The sequence below is a fragment of the Paraburkholderia sp. RL17-383-BIF-A genome (assembly GCF_046028015.1).
In the GTDB taxonomy this organism is placed as follows: domain Bacteria; phylum Pseudomonadota; class Gammaproteobacteria; order Burkholderiales; family Burkholderiaceae; genus Paraburkholderia.
Map to the genome: position 1 here is coordinate 1 of NZ_JARESR010000028.1, position 22,784 is coordinate 22,784.

The following is a 22,784-nucleotide window of genomic DNA, read 5'->3' on the forward strand; positions in this document are numbered from 1 at the left end:
GAAACGCTCGTAGCGCTTTTCGGTGGAGCGTTCTTCACCGCTCACCTCGGTCACGCGCGCCGCCGGCGGCCCGTGACGCAGCCACGACAACATGCGGTCGACCTGGTTGGCCGAGCCCTGCAACATGGCTTCGACGGAACCGTCGTCGAGATTCGCCACCCATCCTTTGATTCCAAGCGCGTGGGCCTGCCGCACGGTCGCGTGGCGAAAACCGACGCCCTGCACGGTGCCGCGTACGCGCACATAGTAAGTTTCGATCCGCTGATCCAGATCCGGGGCCATGCCGTCTTCTCCTCTGTCAACCGGAGTGAGCGCTTCAGCTCCCATGCAAAGCACTGACTCCGATCCGATGCACACATTCTTTCAAGCCGGCATTCTAGTCGCGTCGCGGCGAGCTTGCTCGGCAATGCGCGCGTCCCGCCGACCCGTTTGAGGCCGTTCGCGCGACATGCAACACGCGCGCCACGTACAATCCGTCGACTGTCACGCAGGAAATGGAAACAGAATGACCGAACAGAATCGCGATCTCGTGCTCGTGACCGGCGCCTCCGGCTTCGTTGGCTCGTCGGTGGCGCGCATCGCGCAACAGAAAGGTTTCAAGGTGCGCGTGCTGGTGCGCGCGACCAGTCCGCGTCAGAACGTCGAGTCGCTGGACGCGGAAATCGTGGTGGGCGACATGCGCGACGAAGCGTCGATGCGCAACGCACTGCGCGGCGTGCGCTATCTGCTGCATGTGGCCGCCGACTATCGCCTATGGGCGCCGGACCCGAGCGAGATCGAGCGCTCGAACCTGGAAGGCACCGAGGCGACCATGCGCGCGGCGCTGAAGGAAGGTGTCGAGCGGATTGTCTACACGAGCAGTGTGGCGACGCTGAAAGTGACCAGTTCCGGCCAGTCCGCCGATGAAACCTCGCCGCTCAAAGCCGACCAGGCTATCGGCGTCTACAAGCGCAGCAAGGTGCTCGCCGAACGCGCGGTGGAACGAATGATCGCCGAAGACGGTTTGCCCGCGGTGATCGTCAATCCGTCCACGCCGATCGGTCCGCGCGACGTCAAACCGACGCCGACCGGACGCATCATCGTGGAAGCGGCGCTCGGCAAGATTCCCGCGTTCGTCGACACAGGACTTAACCTCGTCCACGTGGACGATGTCGCGGCCGGCCATTTCCTCGCGCTCGAACGCGGCAAGATCGGCGAGCGCTATATTCTCGGCGGCGAAAATCTGCCCCTTCAACAGATGCTCGCGGATATCGCGGCGCTGACCGGCCGCAAGGCGCCGACGCTCAGCCTGCCGCGCTGGCCGCTTTATCCGCTGGCCATGGGCGCGGAGGCAGTCGCCAAGATCACGAAACGCGAACCGTTCGTGACCGTCGACGGCTTGAAAATGTCGAAGAACAAGATGTATTTCACATCGGCGAAAGCGGAGCGCGAACTCGGCTACCGTGCCCGGCCCTATCGCGAGGGTCTGAGCGATGCCCTCGACTGGTTCCGGCAAGCCGGCTATCTGAAGGCCTGAGTGTGCCTGAACACGCGGCGCGCACCGGACGATCCGGCGCGGCCGCAAGCATTTTGTTACAACGTCACCGTGTTAGCGAAAGGTAAAAGCCTACGCGCAGCAGGTAAAATCGTGGGTCTTACCAGAGAAACCTCGCATGAATCTTCACGAACAGCTCGGCGCGCTGGAAGTGGGCGTCGATCAGCTCATTCAGGCTGTCGTGGCCCCGCAGGCCGAAAACATCCCCGAGACACCCGCAGACACCACTGCGCCGCAGGCGCCGGTGGAGCAGGTCGCGTCCGAATCCAGGGCTGAAGCGGTTGCGGCCGACACTGAGGCGGCCGTAGTCGAAGACAAGGCGCCGGCCCCGCAGGTTCAGCCCACGCTCGAAATCAATCGCCCCGCGCAGAACGAGATCACCATGACGATCGGCGGCCAGACGGTCGCGCTGCGCGCGGAGCAGATCGGCCAACTGATCGAAGAGTTGTCGAACGCGCGTGCTTCAATGACGCCGGAACCGCCGCCGGGTATTCCGCCGGGCTGGCGCTTCGTGTCCACGAAGAATCCGGTCATGGCAGTGCAGAAGCAGTCGAACGGCGACCGTCTGCTGGTCATGCGCCATACCGGGCACGGCTGGGTTCCGTTCACGTTTTCGCCGGACATGGTGATTCAGCTCTACATGATGCTTACCAAAGGCTGATGCAAAAAAAGCGGCGCCCGAGAGCGCCGCTTTTGCATTCCACCTGCGTCTGACCGCTGTTTCAGCGCTCCTGCACCGGCGCCTGAACACGCGCCTTCCACTGCCCACCCTTGCCACGCCAGTAGCGCACCGCCGACGCGAACGTCGCGCCGACATAGAACAACGCGACCAGCGGCAAAAACGGCGCCCACAGCGGCGAGCGGCGATAGTAGCTGAGCATCGGCGCATAAGCGCAGCACATGGCCGCCCATGCGAGCCACGCGGGCCAGCCCGTCGGGCCGAGGACCAGTGCGGCTACCGGCGGCATCAGGTAAATGATCGTCATGCCGACCAGCGTGCCTGCCAGCAGCAACGGCGAGTAATGCAGTTGAGTGAAGGCCGTGCGCGCGATCATGTTCCAGATCTCACGCCAGTTGTCGTACGGACGCAGCGACACGCTGCGCGCCGCCACGTCCAGCCGGATCGGATGACGCCCCGTGCCGCGATGCTTGATGCGCGCGGCGAGGCTGCAGTCGTCGATCAGCTCGGCGCGGATCGACTCGATGCCGCCCGCTTCTTCCAACGCGCTCCGGCGCACCAGCATGCAGCCGCCCGCGGCCGCAGCCGTACGATTGCGCGGGTTGTTGACCCATGAGAACGGATACAGCTTGGCAAAGAAGAAGACGAAAGCGGGAATCAGCGCCTTTTCCCAGAACGAATCGCAGCGCAGGCGCACCATCAGCGAGACGAGGTCGCGCTGTTCCGCGTCAGCACGTGCGACGAGTTGCGCGACCGCGTCGGCGGGATGGCCGATGTCGGCGTCGGTAAGCAAAAGAAAGTCCGCGGGCAAGCCGAGCGTGCGCACCGCCTCGATGCCTTGCGACTGCGCCCACACCTTGCCGGACCAGCCCGGCGGCAGCGGCTTCGCGCTCAGCACGGTCAGGCGATCCGGGCACTGCAACTGCAACGCGGCCGCGCGAGCTGCATCGGCGGTGCCGTCGTTGCTGTGGTCGTCCACGACGATCACGTGGAATTCGCCCGGATAGTCCTGCTGAAGCAGGGTGGTGACCGCTTCGGCGATCACGTCGACTTCATTGCGGGCCGGCACCACGGCGGCGACCGCCGGCCACGAAGCGCGCGGCGCGATGGTGAGCGGCGCGGCGGGACGCGCGCGCCAGAAACCGCCGCGTGCGAACAGCAACACGCACCAGATCAGCAGGGAAAGACACGAAAGAAGAAACAGAACCACCGCCATTAAACATTACCCTCGATTGAACGCGCTGCCATACCGACACGCCGCGACAGCCACATCACCACAGTGCGGGCCGCGACAACGCACCAGTCAAATGTATTGAGCACCGGCGGCTCGCGAAACACGTCGTAGCCCGCCGTCTCGATTTTGTCGAGAAAGCGCAGCCCGCCATGAACGGCCCCGCATAACTCGATTCCCAGACGCCCGGGAATGCGCAACGCGAGCGGCGCGCCGCGCACCAGCATGTCCCGGACGAAACACACTTCGTGTGCCATGAGCGCCCGCCAGTCCTGATCGGCAACCCCGTTGGCGATGTGCGCCTCGCTCACGTTGAAGCGCCGCAGGTCCGCCAGCGGCAGATACACGCGGTCCTTTTTCCAGTCGGCGGAGACGTCGAGCCAGAAACTGATCAATTGCGACGCCGTGCAGATCGCGTCGGCGTCGGCGAGATTTTCCGGCGTGGCCGCGCCGATCAGATGCAGCATCAGATGCCCGAGCGGGTTCGCCGAGTGGCGGCAATAATCCAGCAGCGCGGCCCGGTCGGCGTACCGGCTGGTGTCGATGTCCTGAGCGCACGCGTGGAGCAGATCGTAGAACGGCGCGAGCGGTAGTTTATACTGCGCCACAACACCGGCCAGCTTGCCGAACAGCAGTGGATGAACCGGCGCCGCGCGCCGCTGTGCGACCGCGTCGAGACCGGCGCGGAAGTCGGCGAGACGGGCGTGCCGTTCGGCCGCGCTCCAGTCGCCTTCGTCGGCAATGTCGCCCGCCGTGCGGACCACCTGATAGATGATTCCGATAGGCGTGCGCAGCGCTTTTGGCAGCAACACGCTCGCGACCGGAATATCTTCGTATTGATCGACGTCCATCCAGCGAGCCTCGAAACCCTTTTGTAATGTGGGCGCCGGGGCGCCGCAGGACTACGTAGTTTAAGGGTTCCGTTAAACCGCTGCAGCGTGTAATGATTGCCGCATCCGCACTGGCATGGGCCGGCTTGCGGCTTCAACCGTGGGTCCGCCGCTGCGGCGGCCGCCCAACACCGGCCGGGCGCCGCCAAAGCAAAGCCGGCCTGATAGCGTTAGAATGCGCGTTTGGTTTTGCTGTACCGGCAAGCGCCGGGCTCAAGACGTCAACTAAATTAGATGATCGCGGCGATAAAGTCAGATTTACCGACTTCTTCGAACCCGCGTCAGTCGGAGTTCGCCAACTTATGCGAGTCATCCTTGCTCAACCCCGCGGCTTTTGTGCGGGCGTTGTACGTGCAATCGAGATCGTCGACCGCGCGTTACAACAACACGGCGCACCCGTGTATGTCCGCCACGAGATCGTTCACAATCGCCACGTGGTCGACAATCTGCGCCAGAAAGGCGCGCGCTTCGTCGAAGAGCTCGACGAAGTGCCGCAAGGCGCCGTGGCGATTTTCAGCGCCCACGGCGTTGCCCAAACCGTCGAGCGTGACGCCGAAGCGCGCGGTCTCGACGTGCTCGACGCAACCTGCCCGCTGGTCACCAAAGTGCATGTGCAGGGTCGCCAATATGTCGGCGCCGGCCGCACGCTGATCCTGATCGGCCACGCCGGTCATCCGGAAGTGGAAGGCACGATCGGCCAGATTCCGGGCAAAGTGCTGCTGGTGCAGAGCGAGGCCGAGGTCGAAACGCTGGACCTGCCGCTCGACACGCCGCTCGCCTATGTCACGCAAACCACGCTGTCGGTGGACGATACGCGTGGCATCATCGACGCCCTGATGAACCGTTTCTCCGACATCGTCGGTCCGGATACGCGCGACATCTGCTATGCCACCCAAAACCGCCAGGCGGCGGTGCGCGAGTTGAGCAAAGAGGTGGAGGTGCTGCTGGTGGTGGGCGCAACCAATAGTTCGAACTCGAACCGGCTGCGCGAGATCGGCAGCGAAAGCGGCGTGGCGAGTTATCTCGTCGCCGACGGTTCGGAAGTGAAGCCGGAATGGTTTGCGAACGTGCAGACCGTCGGCATCACGGCCGGTGCTTCGGCGCCGGAAGAGATGGTGAAGAACGTAATCGATGCGCTGAGCGCATTGGGGCCTGTCGATGTCACGACGATGGCGGGCCGTGAAGAGAAAGTCGAATTCAAGTTGCCATCGAAACTGATGCAACCACTCGCCGCACGCGAAGTTTAAGGAGGACCTTTTGTCTATTCCGCTGCTACAGAAAGTCCGGGTCGGCGCATACATCATGCGTCAGCATCTCTCCGGCAATAAACGCTATCCGCTCGCCCTGATGCTGGAGCCCCTGTTCCGCTGCAACCTCGCCTGCAATGGCTGCGGCAAGATCGACTATCCGGATCCCATCCTGAATCAGCGCCTGTCGCTGGAAGAATGCCTCGGCGCCGTCGACGAGTGCGGCGCACCGGTGGTGTCGATCGCAGGCGGCGAACCGCTGCTGCACAAGGAAATGCCGCAGATCGTGAAGGGCATCATCGCGCGCAAGAAGTTCGTGTACCTGTGCACGAACGCGCTGCTGATGGAAAAGAAGATGGACGACTACGAGCCGAATCCGTACTTCGTGTGGTCGGTTCACCTCGACGGCGATCAGCAGGCGCACGATCACTCGGTGTCGCAGGAAGGCGTGTACGACAAGGCTGTCGCCGCCATCAAGGAAGCAAAGCGCCGTGGTTTCCGCGTGAACATCAACTGCACGTTGTTCAACGACGCCGTGCCGGAACGGGTTGCCGCATTCTTCGACACGCTGGGCCCGATGGGCGTGGACGGTATCACTGTCTCGCCGGGTTACGCGTATGAGCGCGCGCCGGATCAGCAGCACTTCCTGAACCGCGACAAGACCAAGCAACTGTTCCGCGAGATTTTCAAGCGCGGCAACAATGGCAAGAACTGGTCGTTCAGCCAGTCGGGCATGTTCCTCGACTTCCTGGCCGGCAATCAGACGTACGAGTGCACGCCGTGGGGCAACCCGGCACGTACCGTGTTCGGCTGGCAAAAGCCGTGCTATCTGGTCGGCGAAGGTTACGTAAAGACCTTCAAGGAACTGATGGAAACCACGGAGTGGGAAAAATACGGCACGGGTAACTACGAGAAGTGCGCTGACTGCATGGTTCACTGCGGTTTCGAAGCGACCGCCGTGATGGATACGGTGGCGCATCCGCTGAAGGCGCTGAAGGTCAGCCTGCGCGGACCGAAGACGTCGGGCGCTTTCACGAAGGATATTCCTCTGGATAAGCAACGTCCGGCCGAGTATGTCTTCTCCCGCCATGTCGAGATCAAGCTCGAAGAGATCAAGGTTTCCGGCAAGGGCAAGAAAGTGCAGACGGCTACAGCAGCACACTAAGCGGCCGGTGGCGGCAGTTTCGCGCCACCTGTGATCGCGAATTCAAAAAAAAGCGCGGTGGTTTGATAGCCACCGCGCTTTTTTTACGCCCATACCACTTGCCTTGCGCCGCTTACCTCGTGCGTCATGCCTCACGAGGCAGTCAACCGTCACCCCGCGCTGCGCGCGTTGTGCGCGGTCAGAAACTTGATCAGCCCGTCTATGCCGCCTTTGGCAATCTGATCGGCGAATTGCGTCTGGTACACCTGGATCAGCCAGGCGCCCATCATGTTGATGTCGTAGACCTTCCAGCCAGCGGGATCTTTGGTCATGCGATAGTCGATCGCGTCGTCGCCGCCATTGCTGAGCACGTGCGATTGCACAACGACGTCTTTGGCTCCCGCCGGCACGGTGATCGGCAGGAAATTGAACTTCACGTCCTGATCACGCAGTTGCGAGAGCGACGCAGCATAAGTGCGCGTGAGCAGCAGCGTAAACTGCTCGTAGAGTTGCTTCTGCTGTTCGGGCGTCGCGGTGCTCCACGCCTTGCCCACCGCGATTCGCGTGGTGCGTTGAAAGTCGGTGGCCGGCAGGAAGCGCGACTGGACGAGTTGGGTGATCTTCCCCATGTCGCCGCCGCGCGCCTGCGGGTCAGCCTTCATGGCGGCCACCGTGCCCTCGACGGCACTTTTTACCACCGCATCGGGTGCGCTTTGCGCATAGGCCGCGGTGGAGACGACGGCCGCGGCCAGAAAAGCAGACAGATAACGTTTCATACGCTCGACAGAACCTGAAAGAAGAAAGCGCCGCCGGGCTCGCGAGCACGCGGCGTAAGCAGGATAGACCAGTATACCGACATTGCGTTCCCGCCCCAAAGCACCCGCCGGGAGCCGTACTTGCTAGCGAACACGAGCCTGATCGCTCCGGCTCTGTATACTTGTGCACTTTCGTCAAAAACAACACCCGTGATAAGGCCAAGTTCGCCTACATGCTGAAGTCATCTATTGTCCGTCTCGTCGCCTATTCAGTGCGTCATCCACTGCGGATCGTCGCGGTGTCGTTCGTGCTCGCCGTTTTGAGCGGCTTCTACGTTGCTCATAACTTCAAGATCAACACGGACATCAGCCGTCTCATCGAGACCGACAAGGAATGGTCGGCGCTCGACCACGCCATGGACAAGGCCTTTCCCGATCGCGGCGAAACCGTGCTGGTGGTCGTCGAAGCGCGCGCGCCGGAATTCGCCGACGCCGCCGCGCAGGCTCTGACCGCCGCGCTCAAGGCCGATTCCAAGGAGTTCGTGGCGGTTTCGCAGCCGGCCGGCGGCGCTTTCTTCGAACATAACGGCCTGCTGTTTCCGTCAACCGACGAGGTGATGTCGACCACCTCGCAACTCGTCCAGTCGCGCCCGCTGGTCAACGCCCTCGCGCACGATCCGGGCCTGACCGGCCTCGCCGGCACGCTCACCACGAGCCTGTTGCTGCCGCTTCAGATCGGTCAGGTAAAGCTCGGCGACATGAGCCATCTGCTGACGCAAAGCGCGACCACGCTCGACCGTGTGCTGGCCGGCCAGCCGGCCGCCTTCTCGTGGCGCGCGCTGGTCGACAAGAGCGCGGCCACCGATCCGGCGCGCGCCTTCGTGGTGGTGCAACCGGTCGTGAATTACGACGCACTGGAGCCGGGCGCAACGGCGTCGAAGTCGATCCGCGACACCGCCGCCGCGCTGCACCTCGACGCGCGCTACGGCGCTACGGTTCGTCTGACCGGCGAACAGCCGCTCGCTGACGAAGAATTCGCTTCGGTCCAGGACGGCGCGGTGCTCAACGGCATCGGCACCTTTATCGTCGTGCTGATCATTTTGTGGCTGGCGCTGCGCTCGGGCCGCATGATCATCGCCGTGTTCATCACGCTGTTCGTCGGGCTTGCCATTACCGCGGCGCTCGGCCTGCTGATGGTCGGCGCGCTCAATATGATTTCGGTCGCCTTCATGGTGCTGTTCGTCGGGCTCGGCGTCGATTTCGGTGTGCAGTTCGGCGTCAAGTATCGCGAGGAACGGAATCGCGACGACCGCCTGTCCGCCGCCCTCATGCATACGTCCCACAGCATTGGCGTGCCGCTCACGCTCGCGGCGGTGGCCGTTGCGCTGAGCTTCTTCTCGTTCCTGCCGACGGCTTACCGCGGCGTGTCCGAGTTGGGCGAAATCGCGGGCGTCGGCATGTTCGTCGCGTACTTCACCAACATGACGCTGCTGCCGGCCCTGCTGAAGCTCTTCAATCCGCCGGGCGAAGCCGCTTCGCCGGGCTTCAAGCAACTCGCGCCCGTCGACGACTTCCTCGATCGCCATCGCAAGCCTGTGCTGATCGGCACGCTGATCGTCGTGATCGGCGCCACGCCGTTGCTTACGCATTTGCGCTTCGACTTCAATCCGCTTCATCTGAAGGATCCGCACACGGAGTCGATGGCGACGCTGTTGTCGCTGAAGGATTCCCCGGAAGCCGCGGTCAACAACGTGCATGTGCTGGCGCCCTCGCTCGCCGACGCCGACCGCATGGCCACGCGTCTGCGCGCGTTGCCGGAAGTGGGCCGCGTCAACACGCTCGACACCTTCGTTCCCGCCGACCAGCAGCAGAAGCTGATGCTGATTGCGAGCGCCGCGCAGCAACTGTTGCCCGCGCTGCAGCAACAGCCCGCGCAGCAGGCAACGGACGCGGTGCGCGTCGCCGCGCTCAAGCGCGCGTCGAACCAGCTCTCGCTCGCCGCCGACGATCACCCAGGCCCAGGCGCCGCCGAAGCCAAGCATCTATCGGCCACACTACAGAAGCTGGCCGCCGCCGATGCCGCCACGCGCGACCGCGCCGAAACCGCGATGTCCGGTACCCTGCGCATCGCGCTGAGCCAACTGGCCAACTTGCTGCAGCCAACTGAAATCACCCGCGAGAACCTGCCCAAGGAAATCTCCGCAGGCTGGGTATCCAAGGACGGCCGCGCGCTCGTCGACATCTCACCGAAGGTGAAGCCCGGCACCGATCCGAACGACGACGCCATGCTCGCCCGCTTCGCCCATGCGGTGAAGAAGGCGGAGCCAGGCGCGATCGGCGGGCCGATTTCGATCCTCCATTCGGCCGACACCATCATCAAGGCGTTCCTGCAGGCCGCCGCGTACGCGCTCGCGTCGATTGCGATCCTGCTGTGGATCGCACTGCGGCGCGTCAGCGACATGTTGCGCACGCTGGTGCCGCTGCTGGTCTCTGCGCTCGTGACGCTCGAACTGTGCGTGGTATTCGGCATGCCGCTGAACTTCGCGAATATCATCGCGCTGCCGCTGATGCTCGGGGTCGGCGTGGCGTTCAAGATTTACTTCGTGATGGCGTGGCGCCATGGTCAAACCAGCCTCCTGCAGTCGAGCCTGACGCACGCCGTGCTATTCAGCGCGGCGACCACGGCAACGGCATTCGGCAGCCTGTGGCTGTCGCACCATCCGGGTACATCGAGCATGGGGCGCCTGTTGGCGCTCTCGTTGTTCTGCACGTTAATCGGCGCAGTGGTTTTTCAACCCGTGCTGATGGGTAAGCCGCGCGCACGTCGCGCGAAGCAAAAAGGAATATAAGCATGAAGCTGCGTAACGCCGCGCTGGCACTCGTCGCCACCGGTTTGATTTCAGGCTGCGCCACCGGCCCCGACCGCAAACCCGGCGACCCGTTCGAACCGGTGAACCGCGCGGTATTCAGTTTCAACGATGGCCTGGACCGCTACGTCGCCGTTCCGGTGGCAAAGGGGTATCAGAAGGTGACGCCGCAGCCGTTGCGCACGGCGGTGAGCAACTTCTTCTCGAATCTGGGCGATCTGACCAACGCGGCGAACGCGCTGTTGCAGTTGAAGATCACCGACGCGACCGAGGACATCGTCCGTTTCGCGTTCAACTCGACCTTCGGTCTGGGTGGCCTGCTCGATTGGGCGACGCCTGCCGGCCTGCCCAAGCACCATCAGGATTTCGGGCTGACGCTCGGTCACTGGGGTATTCCGTCGGGCCCGTATCTGGTCCTGCCGCTGTTCGGCCCGAGCTCGGTGCGTGACAGCATGGGGCTGATCGTCGACGTGAAGTTCAACCCGCTGAACTACATGGAGCCGGCGGTGCGCAATCCGCTGTACTTGCTGCAGTTCGTGAGCGTGCGTTCCGACCTGCTGGGCGCGTCGGACCTGCTGCAACAGGCCGCGCTGGACAAGTACTCGTTCGTGCGCGACGCCTATACGCAGCAACGCCGTTCGCGTCTGCGTGGCACGAGCGACAACGGCGCGCCGCTGCCGAACTATGACGATCAGGGGGATTCCGGCGCTTCGTCGGTGCCCGCAGCCGGCGCGCCGGCGGCAGGTGCCCTGCCGAATTACGCCGATCCGGGCGACGCGGCGGAAGCGCCGAACGCAGCCTCAGGCGCCGCTACCGGCGCCCCGGCGGGCGTGCCCAACTACTCCGATCCGGGCGACACGCCTGCGAGCGGCGCAGCAGGCTCCACGCCGAGCGCACCGGCCGCCGCACCTTCCGCCGCACCCACCGGCGCTTCAGACACGGCCGCGCCGACGCCGCCCGCCGCGCCGCCGGCCGGCAGCACGCAGCCGGCGTCGGCACCGGTGACGCAATAGAGACTGGAAGTTCGGAACGGTGCCGCGATTTAGACTGACACTCGCGCGGCACCCAATTGACGGGGCTCTTTCAGGCGATCGCCATCCGCAGCGCCCCGGCCTCGCTCATCGCGCGCCGCGCCTCGACCAGGGAGATGCGCGCCGCCCGGGCATCGATGGCAACCTGGATCAGTGCGCCGAGCTGCGACGGCTGTCGCAGCAACTCCCGCAGAATCGGCGCGAGCGCCGTGCTGCCGTCATCGCGCAGGCCAGCAGTGGCCGCGGATGGCAGCGTGCGCCACGCCGGATCGACAACCGCCCGGCAAACGGCGAACGGCACGCCATGCGCGGCAGCTTTCGCGCCGGCAATATGCGACTCCATGTCCACCGCCAGCGCGCCGTTCGTGCGATGCAGCACGTCCTTGTCGCCCGCGCTCACCAAAGGCGCGGTGACGGCCGCCATGAGGCCGCGGCGCACACGCGCCGCGCGCGGCCCGGCCGCCAGCGCGGCCGCGAGCCTGTCCGCCCATGGACGATCGGTCTGGAGCCGCCCAAACGGCCCCTCGACAGCGTCCGCGACGATCAGTGCGCCCGGCTCCAGATCTGGCGCCAAACCGCCCGCCGTACCGAAACTCACAATGCCCGAACAGCCGCGCGCGACCGCCGCACTCAACGCACGCTCCAGCAGATCGGCGCGCGCCGCGTAGACGACTTCAACACCTTCGCCACGAGCGATTCGCGCCTCGAACGCCATGCCCGTCACCACGATCACCGGCAAGGGGCTGCGGCGGCCATCCGCTGACGGAGTGGTCGAAAGTGGCATCCGTTACATCCCGACCGCTACGCGCGTGAGACCGTTGCGCTTCAGATGACGGAAGCGCGCCAGCGCCCACAACGGGAAGAACTTACGGTAGCCGTGGTAACGCAGATAAAAGACGCGCGGAAAACCGGTCGCGGTGAAACGCGTTTCGTCCCACAAGCCATGCTCGCGCTGTTCTCGCTGCAAATACGCGACGCCGCGCGCCACCGCTTCGTGATTGACCTCGCCTGCCGCCATCAAGCCCATGAGAGCCCACGCGGTTTGCGAAGCCGTGCTCGGCGCGCGCTCGTAGCCGTGGTAGTCGAGCTTGTAGCTCTCACCGCCCTCGCCCCAGCCGCCGTCTTCGTTCTGGATCGACAGGAGCCATTGCGCGGCGCGCTTCATTCGCGGGTCGTCGTGCGGCATGCCGGCTGCGTTCAGCGAGCACAGCGCGGTCCACGTGCCGTAGATGTAGTTCAAGCCCCAGCGGCCATACCAGCTGCCATCCGATTCCTGCTCCTTCAACATGTAGGCGAACGCGCGCTGCGCCGGCTCGCTGCCTTGCGGCAATTCGCCGAGTTGAGCGAGCATCGACAGACAGCGGCCGGAAACGTCCGCGGTGGGCGGATCGAGCAAGGCGCCGTGATCGGAGAACGGAATGTTGTTCAGGTAGTACTGCGTGTTTTCCGGCTCGAACGCACCCCAGCCGCCGTCGCTGCTCTGCATGCCGACCACCCATTCGCGCGCCCGCGCGATGGCTTCGCGATCGACGCCGGATTGCGTAATCCCCGCCGAGCGATGCATCGCCATGACGACCACCGCCGTGTCGTCGACGTCCGGGTAATAGTCGTTGTTGTACTGGAATGCCCAACCGCCCGGCCGCACATTCGGGCGACGCGAAATCCAGTCGCCGCGCACGTCGAGAATCTGCAGCGGACGCAGCCACGCGAGCCCGCGCTCGGCGGCCTGCTCGGCATGCGCCTCGCCAGTTTCGAGCAGCGCGTGCGCCACGAGCGAGGTGTCCCAGACCGGCGACAGACACGGCTGGCAATATGCTTCGTCATCCTTGATGACGAGCAGCTTGTCGATCGATTGGCGAGCAATCGCGCGATTCGGGTGATCGGCGGGATAACCGAGCACGTCGTACATCATCACCGAGTTCGCCATGGCCGGGAAAATCGCGCCGAGCCCGTCTTCGCCGTTCAGGCGTTCATCGACGAAGGCCACCGCCTGGCGCACCGCGCGCTCGCGCGTGGTTTTCGGGAACAGGCCGTCGACCGCGCGCAGCAGCACGTCCACGCCGCTGAAGAAGCGGAACCAGCCGGCATGCTGATGCGGCGCCCGATCGCGCGGGCCGGTGTTGACCGGCGCGCCGCGGAACAACTCGTCGATGCGCACGCGGCGCGGGTTGCGCGCGACCGGCCGCTTCGCGTTGAGCACGAGCAGCGGCACGATCACGGTACGCGCCCAGTACGACACCTTCGACAGATGGAACGGGAACCACACGGGCAGCAGCATGATCTCCACGGGCATCATCGGCACGGCGCGCCACGACACCACGCCGAACAGCGCGAGCAGAATCCGCGTGAAGACGTTCACGGCTTCGGCGCCGCCATGAGCGAGAATCGCCTCGCGTGCGCGGACCATGTGCTCGGCGTCCGCCGGGTCGCCGATCATCTTCAGTGCGAAGTACGCCTTGACGCTCGCGCTGATGTCGAGCGCGCCGTCGGTAAAGAGCGGCCAGCCGCCGTCGGCCAACTGGATGCGGCGCAGATAGCGCCCGATCTTCTGCTCCAGCTCCACGTTCGGCGTTTCGCCGAGATAGTGGACCAACAGCACGTATTCGGCGGGAATCGTCGCGTCGGCTTCGAGTTCGTAGACCCAGTGGCCGTCCGGCTTTTGCGCGGCGAGAATCGCGTCAGTTGCGCGCGTGATGGCGGCGTCGAGCGAGGCGGCGTGCGCTTCGCCCGCTACGGCCGGCGTGGGCGCGTTCGGCGCCGCGTCGGCGACTTCGGACAGGACGGCGTCCAGCGGCTGGGTTTGGGATAAATCGTTCATCGGCGTTCCATCGGTTCATTCAGCAACGTATCCGCGGCCTTCTGGCCGGAGCGGATCGCGCCTTCAATCGTCGCGGGCAGGCCGGTGGCCGTCCAGTCGCCCGCGAGCATCAGGTTGTTCCAGCGAGTGCGCGTGCCGGGCCGCAGCGTTTCCTGATCCGGCAGCGCGGCGAATGTCGCGCGTTTTTCCACGACCACTTGCCAGGCCGGCATTGGTGCGGCAGGCAAATTGGCCGCCTGAGCCACTTCAGCCCAGACGGTGGCCGCGAGTGCTTCATGCGGCGTATCGAGCAGCTGCTCGGCGCCGTTGACGGTCACCGACAGGCGGCCGTCGAAAGCGAACAGCCATTCAGCCGTGCCGTTGAGCAGCCCGGTGACCAGCGGCAAACCAAACGGCGGATCGATCGCGAAATGCACGTTGACGCTCGCCGCAAAGCGCGTCGGCGCGCGCAAACCGGGTACGAGCGCGCGCGCGGTCTCCGGCGGCACCGCGAGAATCACCGCGTGCTTCGCTTCGAGCGCGATGCTTTCGCCGGCGAACTTCAGCGCTTGTACGCGGCGGTTGTCGGCGGCGAAAACCACTTCTTCCAGACGCGAGCCCAGCCGGATTGCCGCGCCGCCATGCTGCAGCAGCCGCAACGCCGGATCCACGAACGCGCTGCCGAGACCGTTGCGCGCGACCAGCGGCCGGCACGCAAGGCCACCGGCCATCACGGTCTGCCGCACCATGGCGCCGGTCAGTTCCGCCGACGCTTCGCGTGGCTCGACGTTCAGCATGGCGTGAAACAGCGGGCGCAGCAGGCGATCCCACAACGGGCCGCTGCAACGCATGGTCTGCGCGACGCTGCGCCCGGGCTTGGCGAACAGCAGCGGCACGAGCGTCAGGTAGTCACCCGGCCCGGTGTTCGGCACGCGCGCGTTCGCGTCGAAGATCCACCACGGCAAGCGTCCCGGCGAGAGGCGCACGGTCCAGCGCGCCCGCGTGGCCAGATCCACGAACGGAAACTCGGGCTGCGCCGGGCCGGCCAGTTCGTCGGCGGCGCCGATCGCCCGCGTGTAGTTGAGCGTCGCGACGTTGCCCGACAGGACCATGTGATTGCCGCTGTCGAGCGTCGCGCCTAGCTTGGAGTCGTAATACGTCCGGCAACGGCCGCCCGCCTGGGCAGCCGCTTCATGCAGCACGACGTGCGCGCCGCGCCGCTGCAGCTGCACTGCGGCGGCGAGGCCGGCAAGGCCTGCGCCGACCACATGTACGAGCTTTTGCATCAGCTCAGAAGAGCGCGTAACGCGCGACGATCCACAGCATGCGGAGCTTCGGCTTGCGGACCTTCGTGCGCGGAATGTCGAAGCCTCGCTCGAGGGTCCGTTCAAGCAGCACGCGATACACGCCCGACATGATGCGCGGCGCGCGCACCTGGTTGCGCGGCTCGCGGTCCATGATCGCGTCGGACGCGGCAAAGTGTTGCTTGGCCCGCTCGGCGAGCGTCGCGCACACGCGCGGCAGCGACGGGTCGTCGGCGATCTGCGTGGGGTTCGTCACCGCAATCCCTTCGCGCGCCAGCAATTCGTGCGGCAGATAGCAGCGGTTGATGCCGGCGTCTTCGTCGATATCGCGCAGGATGTTGGTGAGCTGAAGTGCGCGGCCCAGATGTTGCGCAAGCACTCGGCCCGGCTCTTCGTCCATCCCGAATATCCTCACCGATAGACGGCCCGCCGCACTCGCGACGCGGTCGCAATAGAGGTCGAGCGTGGCTTCATCGGGCGCGCAGATGTCGGCGGCGGCGTCCATCGCCATGCCGTCGATCATGGCGTGAAAATCTTCGCGTTGCAGATGAAACGTATGAATGTGCCGCGTCAGCGCGCGCAACGAAGCACGAGGCGCGCCGGCATAGCACGCGTCGATATCGGCACGCCAGCGCTCGAGCGCGGCGGCGCGCTCGGCGCGCGGCATGTCGCTGTCGGCGATATCGTCGACAGCGCGGCAGAAAGCGTAGACCTGATACATCGCGTCGCGCTGTGCGGCCGGCAGGATGCGCATGGCGAGATAGAACGAGCTGCCGGACGTGGCGGCAGCGGCGTCGATTTCTGTATCGTCCACGACAAGATTGGAAACAGCCAAGACGATCTCCGCTGGAGGCGCCCGCTGAAAGGCGTTCAAGAAGTTTATGCCGGCCCGCAAGGCAGGCGGCACGCGCGCGCGGACACGCGCGAAACACCCGGCTGGGAGGCCGGAAACGGCGAAAAGTATATCAATCTTTGTAAGAGGCCGCAGTGCCGCCAGCGAATACAGGGTCGGAAGCGGGCCTGAAGCCGGCAAGGCGGCGCGCCCGGCGACCTACCGTGGCGCGCCTCTGGCGAGGCGGAATAGCTCCGCCGTGCGGCGTCAGACGAAGGCCACCGACCGATTGCGCCCTTGCCGCTTGGCGCTGTAGAGCGCCGCGTCGGCTTCGTTGATGAGCACGTCGTACGAAGGCACGCCCGCACGCGCCGACGCGCCGCCGACGCTCGCCGTCACCGGCACGCTCGTGCCCTGCACTTCGACCGGCGTGTCGGCGATCGTGCAGCGGATCTTTTCCGCCACGCGCATCGCGTCGTCGAGCGGCGTGCACGGCAGCAGCAAGGCGAACTCCTCGCCGCCGAAGCGCCCGAAGGTGTCCTGCGCGCGCACTACCTCGGCGACGCGTTGCGCCATCACGCGCAAGACCGTGTCGCCGACGCCGTGGCCGAACTGGTCGTTGATCTTCTTGAAGTGGTCGAGATCGAACAGCAGCACCGACATATCGCCGCCGTAGCGCTGCCAGCGCGTGTATTCGTCGCGCAGGCGCGTTTCGAAGAACCGACGGTTGGCGATCCCCGTCAGGCCGTCGCGGTCGGCATATTCCTGCAGCTTCGCGACCGCTTCTTCGCGTTCGCGCTGCACGATGCTCACGTGCGTCACGTCGCTAATGGTCACGCACACGGCCACCACTTCGCGCTCGCGCATGAGCGGCATGAACGTGCAGTCCTGCTGCATGAAATCGACGCCCCCGGTGATTGGCCGGTCGTGGTCGAACTTGAAGAGATACGGGCGTTGCTCCCACGAGCTGAACGCAAAGCTGCCGAGCTGAAAGACGCTCTCGATCTTGCGCGCCAACCACACGCGCGGCAATTCCGGAAAATGCGTGAACAGCGATTTGCCGACCACCTGTTCCGGCAATAGTCCGCTGTGATCCTGCATGAAGCGGTTCCACATGAGCACGTTCATGTCGCGATCCAGCACGAAAATGCCGAACCCGACACGTTCGACCACCAGATCGCTCAACGAGTCCACGGGCACATTCATAGGCTCGACAGCAGCGCGTCGAGCGCTCCGTTCATGTGGCGAATGGATTCTTCGGCCATCAGCATCACGAGGTGGGCGCGAAAGCTCTGGTCCTCGAGCGCGAAGTTCACTTCGACCAGCAACGCGACCTCCCACTGCAGCACGCCCGGCTGGAAGACCGCGTCGAGCGTCATGGCTTCGCCGAGCAGGCCCGGCGCGGAGAACACCGGCGTGCGGCCGAGCTGGTCGAGAATGCACGACACGCATGCGCCGGTCAGCACATTCGCGACGTCGAACACCAGTTCTTTCTGGCTCACCGCCTCGTAGGCCGAGCGCGAGTACGGATCGCTGACGAGCGAACAGAGTTGCTCGATGCTGTCGCTGCGGCAGATCACCAACGCCTCGCCCTTGATGTCGGAGCGAAAGCCCTGGCGCACCGCGCTCACGGTATCCTCGATCCCGGTCATCTCCCGCATCGCCTGCGCCGCTTCGCCGACCGCCACCACCTTCACGCGCGGCACCGACAATTCGATGAACGCATCGAGCAGCCGGGCAAGACGTGTCGCGGCTTGGCCCATCGCCAGATTGGCGACCTCTTGCAGCGCGTCGCGCTGATCTTCGGTGAGGACTGGCTCAGACATACAACCCGTACTCCTTGAGGATAGGTAGTACCGCCTGGGGCGTCACGGGCTTGGCGATGAACGCGGCCGCGCCGAGCGCGCGCACGCGCTGCTGGGCCACCGGTTGAACATCGGCGGAGACGACGATGACGAAGGTGTTCAGATCCTCATGCTGCAATGCTTCCAGCACCTGATAACCGGTCATGTCCGGCATGGTCAGGTCGAGGAACATCACCGACGCTTTGCCTTGGCGATACAGATCGAGCGCTTCGCGCCCGTTCGATGCGTAGGACACGTCGACCTCCCAATCCGGCGGCAATGCCTTGGTGAGCACTTTGCGGGCAAGCAGCGAATCATCGGCGATCACAATAGGCAAAGGCATGGGCGGGTCGGAAAGCGGAATTAGCTCTTTCGCGTTAACGGCGAAGCGAGGTGAGTTCTTTAGCGTGACGTCTGTTGGCTAGCGGCACAGTGCGCTGAGGCTTGCTGAAGTGCGGAATGCGGGCGAACGGGTGGTGCGCCCGGCGAGGCGTAATGGACAGAACCGGTGGGCACGCATGAAAGCGTACGCGCACGGTGGACAACGGCGATGACCGGCATGTTCGAAGCCTACCCCGTAGATGAATCTGCGCGGCCTGCGTGGATGGGCTGGTCTTTGCCGCGCGCGTGACTCCGCGAACGCCTTCCGCCACGCGTGGTACGCATGGTGCGGCTGGGTGCCCCGCGGCAGATGCGTCCGAACGTAGCGGACGCATTTTTATCATGGTGCCGATTCTCGAAGTAAAACGGCGGAAAAGCAACTCGCCAATTTCACTTTCATTAAAGAGATTTTCCCATGAAATACTATTCTTGAAAATATATGTGTAGATTCTGACCGAACTCGATCGTTTTATCCTTTTGTGTACGTTTGCGCTTCTTGTTTCCTCGCTGTTTCAAAAATCAGACGATTGAGTCGTGGCTCGATGCGAAGGACGCCGACCCCGAAGCGGCCCATCCGCCGCGGTAACTTCTACCGCCGCACCGAGTCTATGCTTCTCGTATGATGCCGACTCCCGGCCTCCGCGTTCCGAAAGACCTTCGTACAATCGACATGACACAAGACCGGTTCGACCCGTCATCCGCGAGCCGCCTTCCCCCGGGACGGCAGGATGGGGCGTTATTCCCCGCCGTGCCGGAGCAGAACTTCCAGGTGCGGCGCATTACGCTGATCGCACTGCTGATCGCGGCGATCGTGCTGCCATGTCTGTATGTGGCGGCCATGGCAATCAGCGATCTGCGCACGCGCGAGGCCGAAGCCACCGACATGACCCTGCGCACGGTGCGCGTCGCGGAAGAACACGCGCTGAAAGTGTTCGACATGAATGAGACGCTCAACTCGCGCATCGTCGATCTGACCAGCGGCTTGGACGACAACGGCATTCGCGCCCGCGAAGCGGCTATTCACGAGAAATTGCGCGTGATGGGCGGCGGCTATCCGCAGGTGGCCGCCGTGTCGATTTTCGGGCGCGATGGCGCCTTGCTCGTCAGCAGCCGCTATCTTCCGTCGCCGGCCGTATCGATTGGCGAGCGCGAGGATTTCAAGGGCATTCGCGACGGCAAAAGCCTCGAACATGTCTCAAAGGTCATGACCGGGCATGTCGCCGGCGAACAGGTGTTCAACATGGGCGTCGAACGAACCGGCGCGGACGGCTCGTTCGACGGCGTGGTTTCCGTCGCGCTGCGGCCTAGCTATTTCGACGCGTTCTACCGCGAATTGCTCGGCGGCAACGGCAGCGGCAACGGCACGGCGATGACCATGAGCCTCGTGCGCGTGGATGGATCGATGCTCGCGCACTATCCACGCGCGCCGCGCGAACCTTCCGCCATGGCGTCGCAAACACCTTTAGCCGAAGCCCTCGCGCAAGGACGGCGCGCAGGCGTCGTACGCATGTACTCGAACGTCGACGGCGAAAATCTGATTCTGGCGTTCCGTCACGTTGGTTCGTATCCCGTGTACGTGGTGTGCGGGTATCGTGCTTCGGCGATCTGGGCCGCGTGGTACCGGCACCTCGGCGTGCTGATCCTGTCGATGTTCACGCCCTCCATCGCTTTATGGTGCGTGATCTGGTTGTCGCTGCGCCGGCTTGGCGCCGAGGAGCAAGCGTGGGAGCGCTGGCAGGCCGAAGCGTCGATGCGCCGCTCGATCGAGTCGACGTATCGTCAGTCGCGCAAGATGGAAGCGCTCGGCACCCTGGTCGGCAGCGTCGCGCACGATTTCAACAACCTGCTGATGATCCTCTCGGCCAACGTGCAGATTGCACGGCGACGCGGCGCCACCGGACTCGACCGCGAATTGTCGGCGATGGAACGGGCGCTCAAGAGCGGTCAGTCGCTTACCCGTCAATTGCTCGGCGTAGCGCGCAAGCAGCCGTTGAGCAACGAGACCCTGTCACTCGAACGCTGGCTGCCGGCGTGCCGCGAGTTGCTGCGCGCGTCGCTCGGCGCGAAGGTGTCGCTGGTTATCGATATCGGTGTCGAAATCTGGCCCATGTGCGTCGACGTCGCGGAACTGGAACTCGCACTCATCAACATTGCCGTGAATGCGCGCGACGCCATGCCGAGCGGCGGACGCTTCACGGTACGAGCCACCAATATCCATTTCCGTCCCGCCGATGGCTTTCCGCTCACCGGCGACTTCGTGCAGTTGTCGCTCGAAGACACCGGGGCGGGGATGGCGCCTGAGGTACTTGCGCGCGCCTTCGAGCCGCTTTTCACGACCAAGCCGAACGGCATGGGCACGGGCCTCGGCTTACCGCAGGTTTTCGCGTTCTGCGAGCGTTCCGGCGGCCTCGCCGCGATCGACAGCGCTGTCGGCGCCGGCACTTCGGTGCGGCTCTATCTGCCACGCGCCACGGCGGAACCGGATTCCGAGGTGCCACCTGAAGCCAGCGCGGAGGTCAGCGGCACACCTCAGGGCCTGCGCATTTTGCTGGTCGAGGACAACGAGGAAGTGGCCGCGGGCACCGAAGCCCTGCTGCAGATGATGGGTCATCAGGTCACGTGCGTCTTCAACGCCGACACCGCACTACGCCTGTTCGACGATGCCCACGCACGGCGAGCACGCACGGGCGAACCGCTGCCGTTCGATCTGGTGTTATCCGACATCCATATGCCGGGCACCATGAACGGCATTGATCTGGCCGAGGCGGTACTTGCATTCGACACCAAACTGCCCGTCATTCTGGTCACCGGCTATGCGGAGGAGCTCGATCGCGCGCGCCACGTCAACGTGCGGGTGCTCTCCAAGCCTTTCGATATCGGTTTACTGGAGAAACTCCTGCAAGGCATCCAGCACGATCTGACGCAAACGGGCGCCGATCCGGCAGCGCATCCGGCGCAGTAAGGCTCGCGCTGGCGGGCAATCGACCAGATTTGGCCTTTACCTGATGTTGTAAAAGCGCGGCAGCGGATGTCGCGCTTTTTTGCGTGGCCGACCGCGTGCGAGCAGGCCGCAAAGGGCGCGCGGGTCCGTCGCCTGGACCCGGCATGATCGTTGCGGCGTAACGAGGCAAGGAGGGCGGTGCGTTTGCGCGTCGTCCGTTCCGCCTCACCACGTCGGGAGACAAGCCATGCAACACACAGTGATTGGTTTATTCGACACCTATTCTCAAGCGGAAGCCGCCCGCGACACGCTTGTCCAGACCGGCTTTGCACGCGAAACCATCGAGTTGCAGGCGAATCCGGAACCCTCCGTCGGCTCCGCAACCGACGAAGTCGCTGGTTCGGGCGTGCTGGCGAATATCGAGCGCTTTCTGTCGAGCCTCTTCGCCAGTGGTCCACGCGCACCGGAGACCGCGCGCTACGCCGAGGCTGTGCGCCGCGGCGCGGTGCTGGTATGCGTCAACGCGGCAAGCGAAGCGCATGCGGATCTGGCTCGCACTACGTTCGCGAGACTGGGCGCGGCCGACATCGGCGAACGCGCGCCGGATTGGGAGACGCAGACGGAATCCGGGCGCGAGCACTCTGTCCTCGATGAACTCGGCATCGGCGCGATGACGCCGGGCACGCCGCGTACACCGAATGTGTCGACCCCAGCTGCGGGAATGGCCGACCGGCCTGCCACAACGGCCGATCCCCTGTACACCGTGCCGCCAGGCAGCACAGACGCGGAACCGTTCGTGCCTCCGCCGCTCGGCGAGCGGCCGTTAATCGATCCGGTCAACGAGCCGGTCAGGGATCCGTTGGTCGGCGACGTGGGGCGTAGCGCGGTTGCCGCTGGGTCGATGCCGGGTTCCGGCGCGGTCATGCAACCGTCTGAAGTCGTCTCGGAAGCGGGCCAACCGACCGCGGGATTAGGCGGTCAGATGCCGAACGAATATCTGGAGTATGAGGAAGATTTTCGCGCGCACTATGACGAGCAGTACGCGACCGAAAACGCCCGGTATGAAGACTACGTGCCCGCCTATCGCTACGGCGCGGAAATCGGCAGAGACGCGCGTTTTCGCGACCAGCCGTGGGACGACGTGGAGCCCGAAGCACGACGCCATTGGGAAACGACCTCGCCGGAAAGCACATGGGAGCGCTTCAAGATGGCCGTGCGTCATGGCTGGGAGCGGGTGACGGGGCATCACCAGGTGTGAACGTGGCAGCGCACGTAGCGGCAATGCGGTGCGCTGACCGCAATGCCGC

Annotated in this window: 19 protein-coding genes; 8 read left to right on the plus strand and 11 right to left on the minus strand. The window is 64.6% G+C overall.

Annotation, left to right across the window (positions count from 1 at the left end):
* Positions 1–282, minus strand: a 282-nt coding sequence (locus P0D71_RS26440; protein WP_408482866.1) for an acylphosphatase, incomplete at its 3' end; no start/stop codon positions are given.
* Between the two features lie 223 nt (positions 283–505).
* Between P0D71_RS26440 and hpnA the strand changes: the two genes are divergently transcribed.
* Both hpnA and P0D71_RS26450 read left to right on the plus strand, forming a co-directional pair.
* A complete protein-coding gene (hpnA, locus tag P0D71_RS26445) occupies positions 506–1,516 on the plus strand; it encodes a hopanoid-associated sugar epimerase (protein ID WP_091805410.1) in 1,011 nt (336 codons plus the stop codon).
* 136 nt (positions 1,517–1,652) lie between these two features.
* Complete coding sequence (locus P0D71_RS26450; RefSeq protein ID WP_091805407.1) at positions 1,653–2,195, plus strand: hypothetical protein; 543 nt, start codon at positions 1,653–1,655, stop codon at positions 2,193–2,195.
* 61 nt (positions 2,196–2,256) lie between these two features.
* Here the strand turns inward: P0D71_RS26450 and P0D71_RS26455 are convergent, their stop codons facing one another.
* Both P0D71_RS26455 and hpnC read right to left on the minus strand, forming a co-directional pair.
* On the minus strand, positions 2,257–3,429 hold the full coding sequence (locus P0D71_RS26455) for a glycosyltransferase (protein WP_408187331.1): 1,173 nt from the start codon (positions 3,427–3,429) through the stop codon (positions 2,257–2,259).
* The gene (gene hpnC, locus P0D71_RS26460) at positions 3,429–4,295 is read right to left on the minus strand and encodes a squalene synthase HpnC (protein ID WP_408482868.1); all 867 of its coding nucleotides are present in this window, start codon (positions 4,293–4,295) and stop codon (positions 3,429–3,431) included. The genes P0D71_RS26455 and hpnC overlap by 1 nt, the downstream gene beginning before the upstream one ends.
* Before the next feature lie 341 nt (positions 4,296–4,636).
* Between hpnC and ispH the strand changes: the two genes are divergently transcribed.
* Both ispH and hpnH read left to right on the plus strand, forming a co-directional pair.
* Positions 4,637–5,581 (plus strand): 4-hydroxy-3-methylbut-2-enyl diphosphate reductase, encoded by a 945-nt coding sequence (gene ispH, locus P0D71_RS26465; RefSeq protein WP_091805398.1) that lies wholly within the window; start codon positions 4,637–4,639, stop codon positions 5,579–5,581.
* 10 nt (positions 5,582–5,591) lie between these two features.
* Positions 5,592–6,746 (plus strand): adenosyl-hopene transferase HpnH, encoded by a 1,155-nt coding sequence (gene hpnH / locus P0D71_RS26470; RefSeq protein ID WP_091805395.1) that lies wholly within the window; start codon positions 5,592–5,594, stop codon positions 6,744–6,746.
* 149 nt (positions 6,747–6,895) lie between these two features.
* Here the strand turns inward: hpnH and P0D71_RS26475 are convergent, their stop codons facing one another.
* Positions 6,896–7,501, minus strand: a complete 606-nt coding sequence (locus tag P0D71_RS26475) for an MlaC/ttg2D family ABC transporter substrate-binding protein (protein ID WP_408187333.1) — start codon at positions 7,499–7,501, stop codon at positions 6,896–6,898.
* A 212-nt stretch (positions 7,502–7,713) separates the two neighbouring features.
* On the opposite strand from P0D71_RS26475, the gene hpnN reads away from it, so the two are divergent.
* Both hpnN and P0D71_RS26485 read left to right on the plus strand, forming a co-directional pair.
* Complete coding sequence (gene hpnN, locus P0D71_RS26480) at positions 7,714–10,329, plus strand: hopanoid transporter HpnN (protein WP_408482870.1); 2,616 nt, start codon at positions 7,714–7,716, stop codon at positions 10,327–10,329.
* Between the two features lie 2 nt (positions 10,330–10,331).
* On the plus strand, positions 10,332–11,360 hold the full coding sequence (locus tag P0D71_RS26485) for an MlaA family lipoprotein (RefSeq protein ID WP_408482872.1): 1,029 nt from the start codon (positions 10,332–10,334) through the stop codon (positions 11,358–11,360).
* Between the two features lie 70 nt (positions 11,361–11,430).
* Here P0D71_RS26485 and P0D71_RS26490 read toward each other — a convergent pair whose 3' ends face one another.
* The 7 genes from P0D71_RS26490 to P0D71_RS26520 form a co-directional block, all read right to left on the minus strand.
* Positions 11,431–12,162 (minus strand): phosphorylase, encoded by a 732-nt coding sequence (locus tag P0D71_RS26490; RefSeq protein WP_408352269.1) that lies wholly within the window; start codon positions 12,160–12,162, stop codon positions 11,431–11,433.
* Between the two features lie 3 nt (positions 12,163–12,165).
* On the minus strand, positions 12,166–14,196 hold the full coding sequence (gene shc / locus P0D71_RS26495) for a squalene--hopene cyclase (protein WP_408482874.1): 2,031 nt from the start codon (positions 14,194–14,196) through the stop codon (positions 12,166–12,168).
* Positions 14,193–15,461 carry a hydroxysqualene dehydroxylase HpnE gene (hpnE, locus tag P0D71_RS26500; RefSeq protein ID WP_408294704.1) on the minus strand — a complete coding sequence of 423 codons (1,269 nt, stop codon included), beginning with the start codon at positions 15,459–15,461 and terminating at the stop codon, positions 14,193–14,195. The genes shc and hpnE overlap by 4 nt, the downstream gene beginning before the upstream one ends.
* Positions 15,462–15,465: 4 nt before the next feature.
* The gene (hpnD, locus tag P0D71_RS26505; RefSeq protein ID WP_408482964.1) at positions 15,466–16,314 is read right to left on the minus strand and encodes a presqualene diphosphate synthase HpnD; all 849 of its coding nucleotides are present in this window, start codon (positions 16,312–16,314) and stop codon (positions 15,466–15,468) included.
* A 264-nt stretch (positions 16,315–16,578) separates the two neighbouring features.
* A complete protein-coding gene (locus tag P0D71_RS26510; RefSeq protein ID WP_091805372.1) occupies positions 16,579–17,517 on the minus strand; it encodes a sensor domain-containing diguanylate cyclase in 939 nt (312 codons plus the stop codon).
* Positions 17,514–18,137: a chemotaxis protein CheC gene (locus P0D71_RS26515; RefSeq protein WP_091805369.1), complete on the minus strand. Its 624-nt coding sequence runs from the start codon at positions 18,135–18,137 to the stop codon at positions 17,514–17,516. Before P0D71_RS26515 ends, P0D71_RS26510 begins: the two co-directional genes overlap by 4 nt.
* Entirely contained in the window at positions 18,130–18,498 is a 369-nt protein-coding gene (locus tag P0D71_RS26520; protein WP_408187339.1) for a response regulator, read from the minus strand. Before P0D71_RS26520 ends, P0D71_RS26515 begins: the two co-directional genes overlap by 8 nt.
* 708 nt (positions 18,499–19,206) lie before the next feature.
* On the opposite strand from P0D71_RS26520, the gene P0D71_RS26525 reads away from it, so the two are divergent.
* Positions 19,207–21,498, plus strand: coding sequence for a hybrid sensor histidine kinase/response regulator family protein (locus P0D71_RS26525; RefSeq protein WP_408482877.1), 2,292 nt, complete (start codon positions 19,207–19,209; stop codon positions 21,496–21,498).
* Between the two features lie 226 nt (positions 21,499–21,724).
* Positions 21,725–22,735, plus strand: a complete 1,011-nt coding sequence (locus P0D71_RS26530) for a hypothetical protein (protein WP_408482879.1) — start codon at positions 21,725–21,727, stop codon at positions 22,733–22,735.
* Positions 22,736–22,784 lie beyond the last annotated feature (49 nt).

What these genes read in the sequence shown, in the direction of transcription:
- P0D71_RS26485 (WP_408482872.1), top strand. Translation starts at nt 10,332, where the DNA reads ATGAAGCTGCGTAACGCCGCGCTGGCACTCGTCGCCACCGGTTTGATT.
- P0D71_RS26450 (WP_091805407.1), top strand. Translation starts at nt 1,653, where the DNA reads ATGAATCTTCACGAACAGCTCGGCGCGCTGGAAGTGGGCGTCGATCAG.
- P0D71_RS26525 (WP_408482877.1), top strand. Translation starts at nt 19,207, where the DNA reads ATGACACAAGACCGGTTCGACCCGTCATCCGCGAGCCGCCTTCCCCCG.
- hpnE (WP_408294704.1), bottom strand. Translation starts at nt 15,461, where the DNA reads ATGCAAAAGCTCGTACATGTGGTCGGCGCAGGCCTTGCCGGCCTCGCC.
- ispH (WP_091805398.1), top strand. Translation starts at nt 4,637, where the DNA reads ATGCGAGTCATCCTTGCTCAACCCCGCGGCTTTTGTGCGGGCGTTGTA.
- P0D71_RS26520 (WP_408187339.1), bottom strand. Translation starts at nt 18,498, where the DNA reads ATGCCTTTGCCTATTGTGATCGCCGATGATTCGCTGCTTGCCCGCAAA.
- P0D71_RS26515 (WP_091805369.1), bottom strand. Translation starts at nt 18,137, where the DNA reads ATGTCTGAGCCAGTCCTCACCGAAGATCAGCGCGACGCGCTGCAAGAG.
- P0D71_RS26530 (WP_408482879.1), top strand. Translation starts at nt 21,725, where the DNA reads ATGCAACACACAGTGATTGGTTTATTCGACACCTATTCTCAAGCGGAA.
- P0D71_RS26475 (WP_408187333.1), bottom strand. Translation starts at nt 7,501, where the DNA reads ATGAAACGTTATCTGTCTGCTTTTCTGGCCGCGGCCGTCGTCTCCACC.
- shc (WP_408482874.1), bottom strand. Translation starts at nt 14,196, where the DNA reads ATGAACGATTTATCCCAAACCCAGCCGCTGGACGCCGTCCTGTCCGAA.
- P0D71_RS26455 (WP_408187331.1), bottom strand. Translation starts at nt 3,429, where the DNA reads ATGGCGGTGGTTCTGTTTCTTCTTTCGTGTCTTTCCCTGCTGATCTGG.
- hpnA (WP_091805410.1), top strand. Translation starts at nt 506, where the DNA reads ATGACCGAACAGAATCGCGATCTCGTGCTCGTGACCGGCGCCTCCGGC.
- hpnN (WP_408482870.1), top strand. Translation starts at nt 7,714, where the DNA reads ATGCTGAAGTCATCTATTGTCCGTCTCGTCGCCTATTCAGTGCGTCAT.
- P0D71_RS26490 (WP_408352269.1), bottom strand. Translation starts at nt 12,162, where the DNA reads ATGCCACTTTCGACCACTCCGTCAGCGGATGGCCGCCGCAGCCCCTTG.
- P0D71_RS26510 (WP_091805372.1), bottom strand. Translation starts at nt 17,517, where the DNA reads ATGAATGTGCCCGTGGACTCGTTGAGCGATCTGGTGGTCGAACGTGTC.
- hpnC (WP_408482868.1), bottom strand. Translation starts at nt 4,295, where the DNA reads ATGGACGTCGATCAATACGAAGATATTCCGGTCGCGAGCGTGTTGCTG.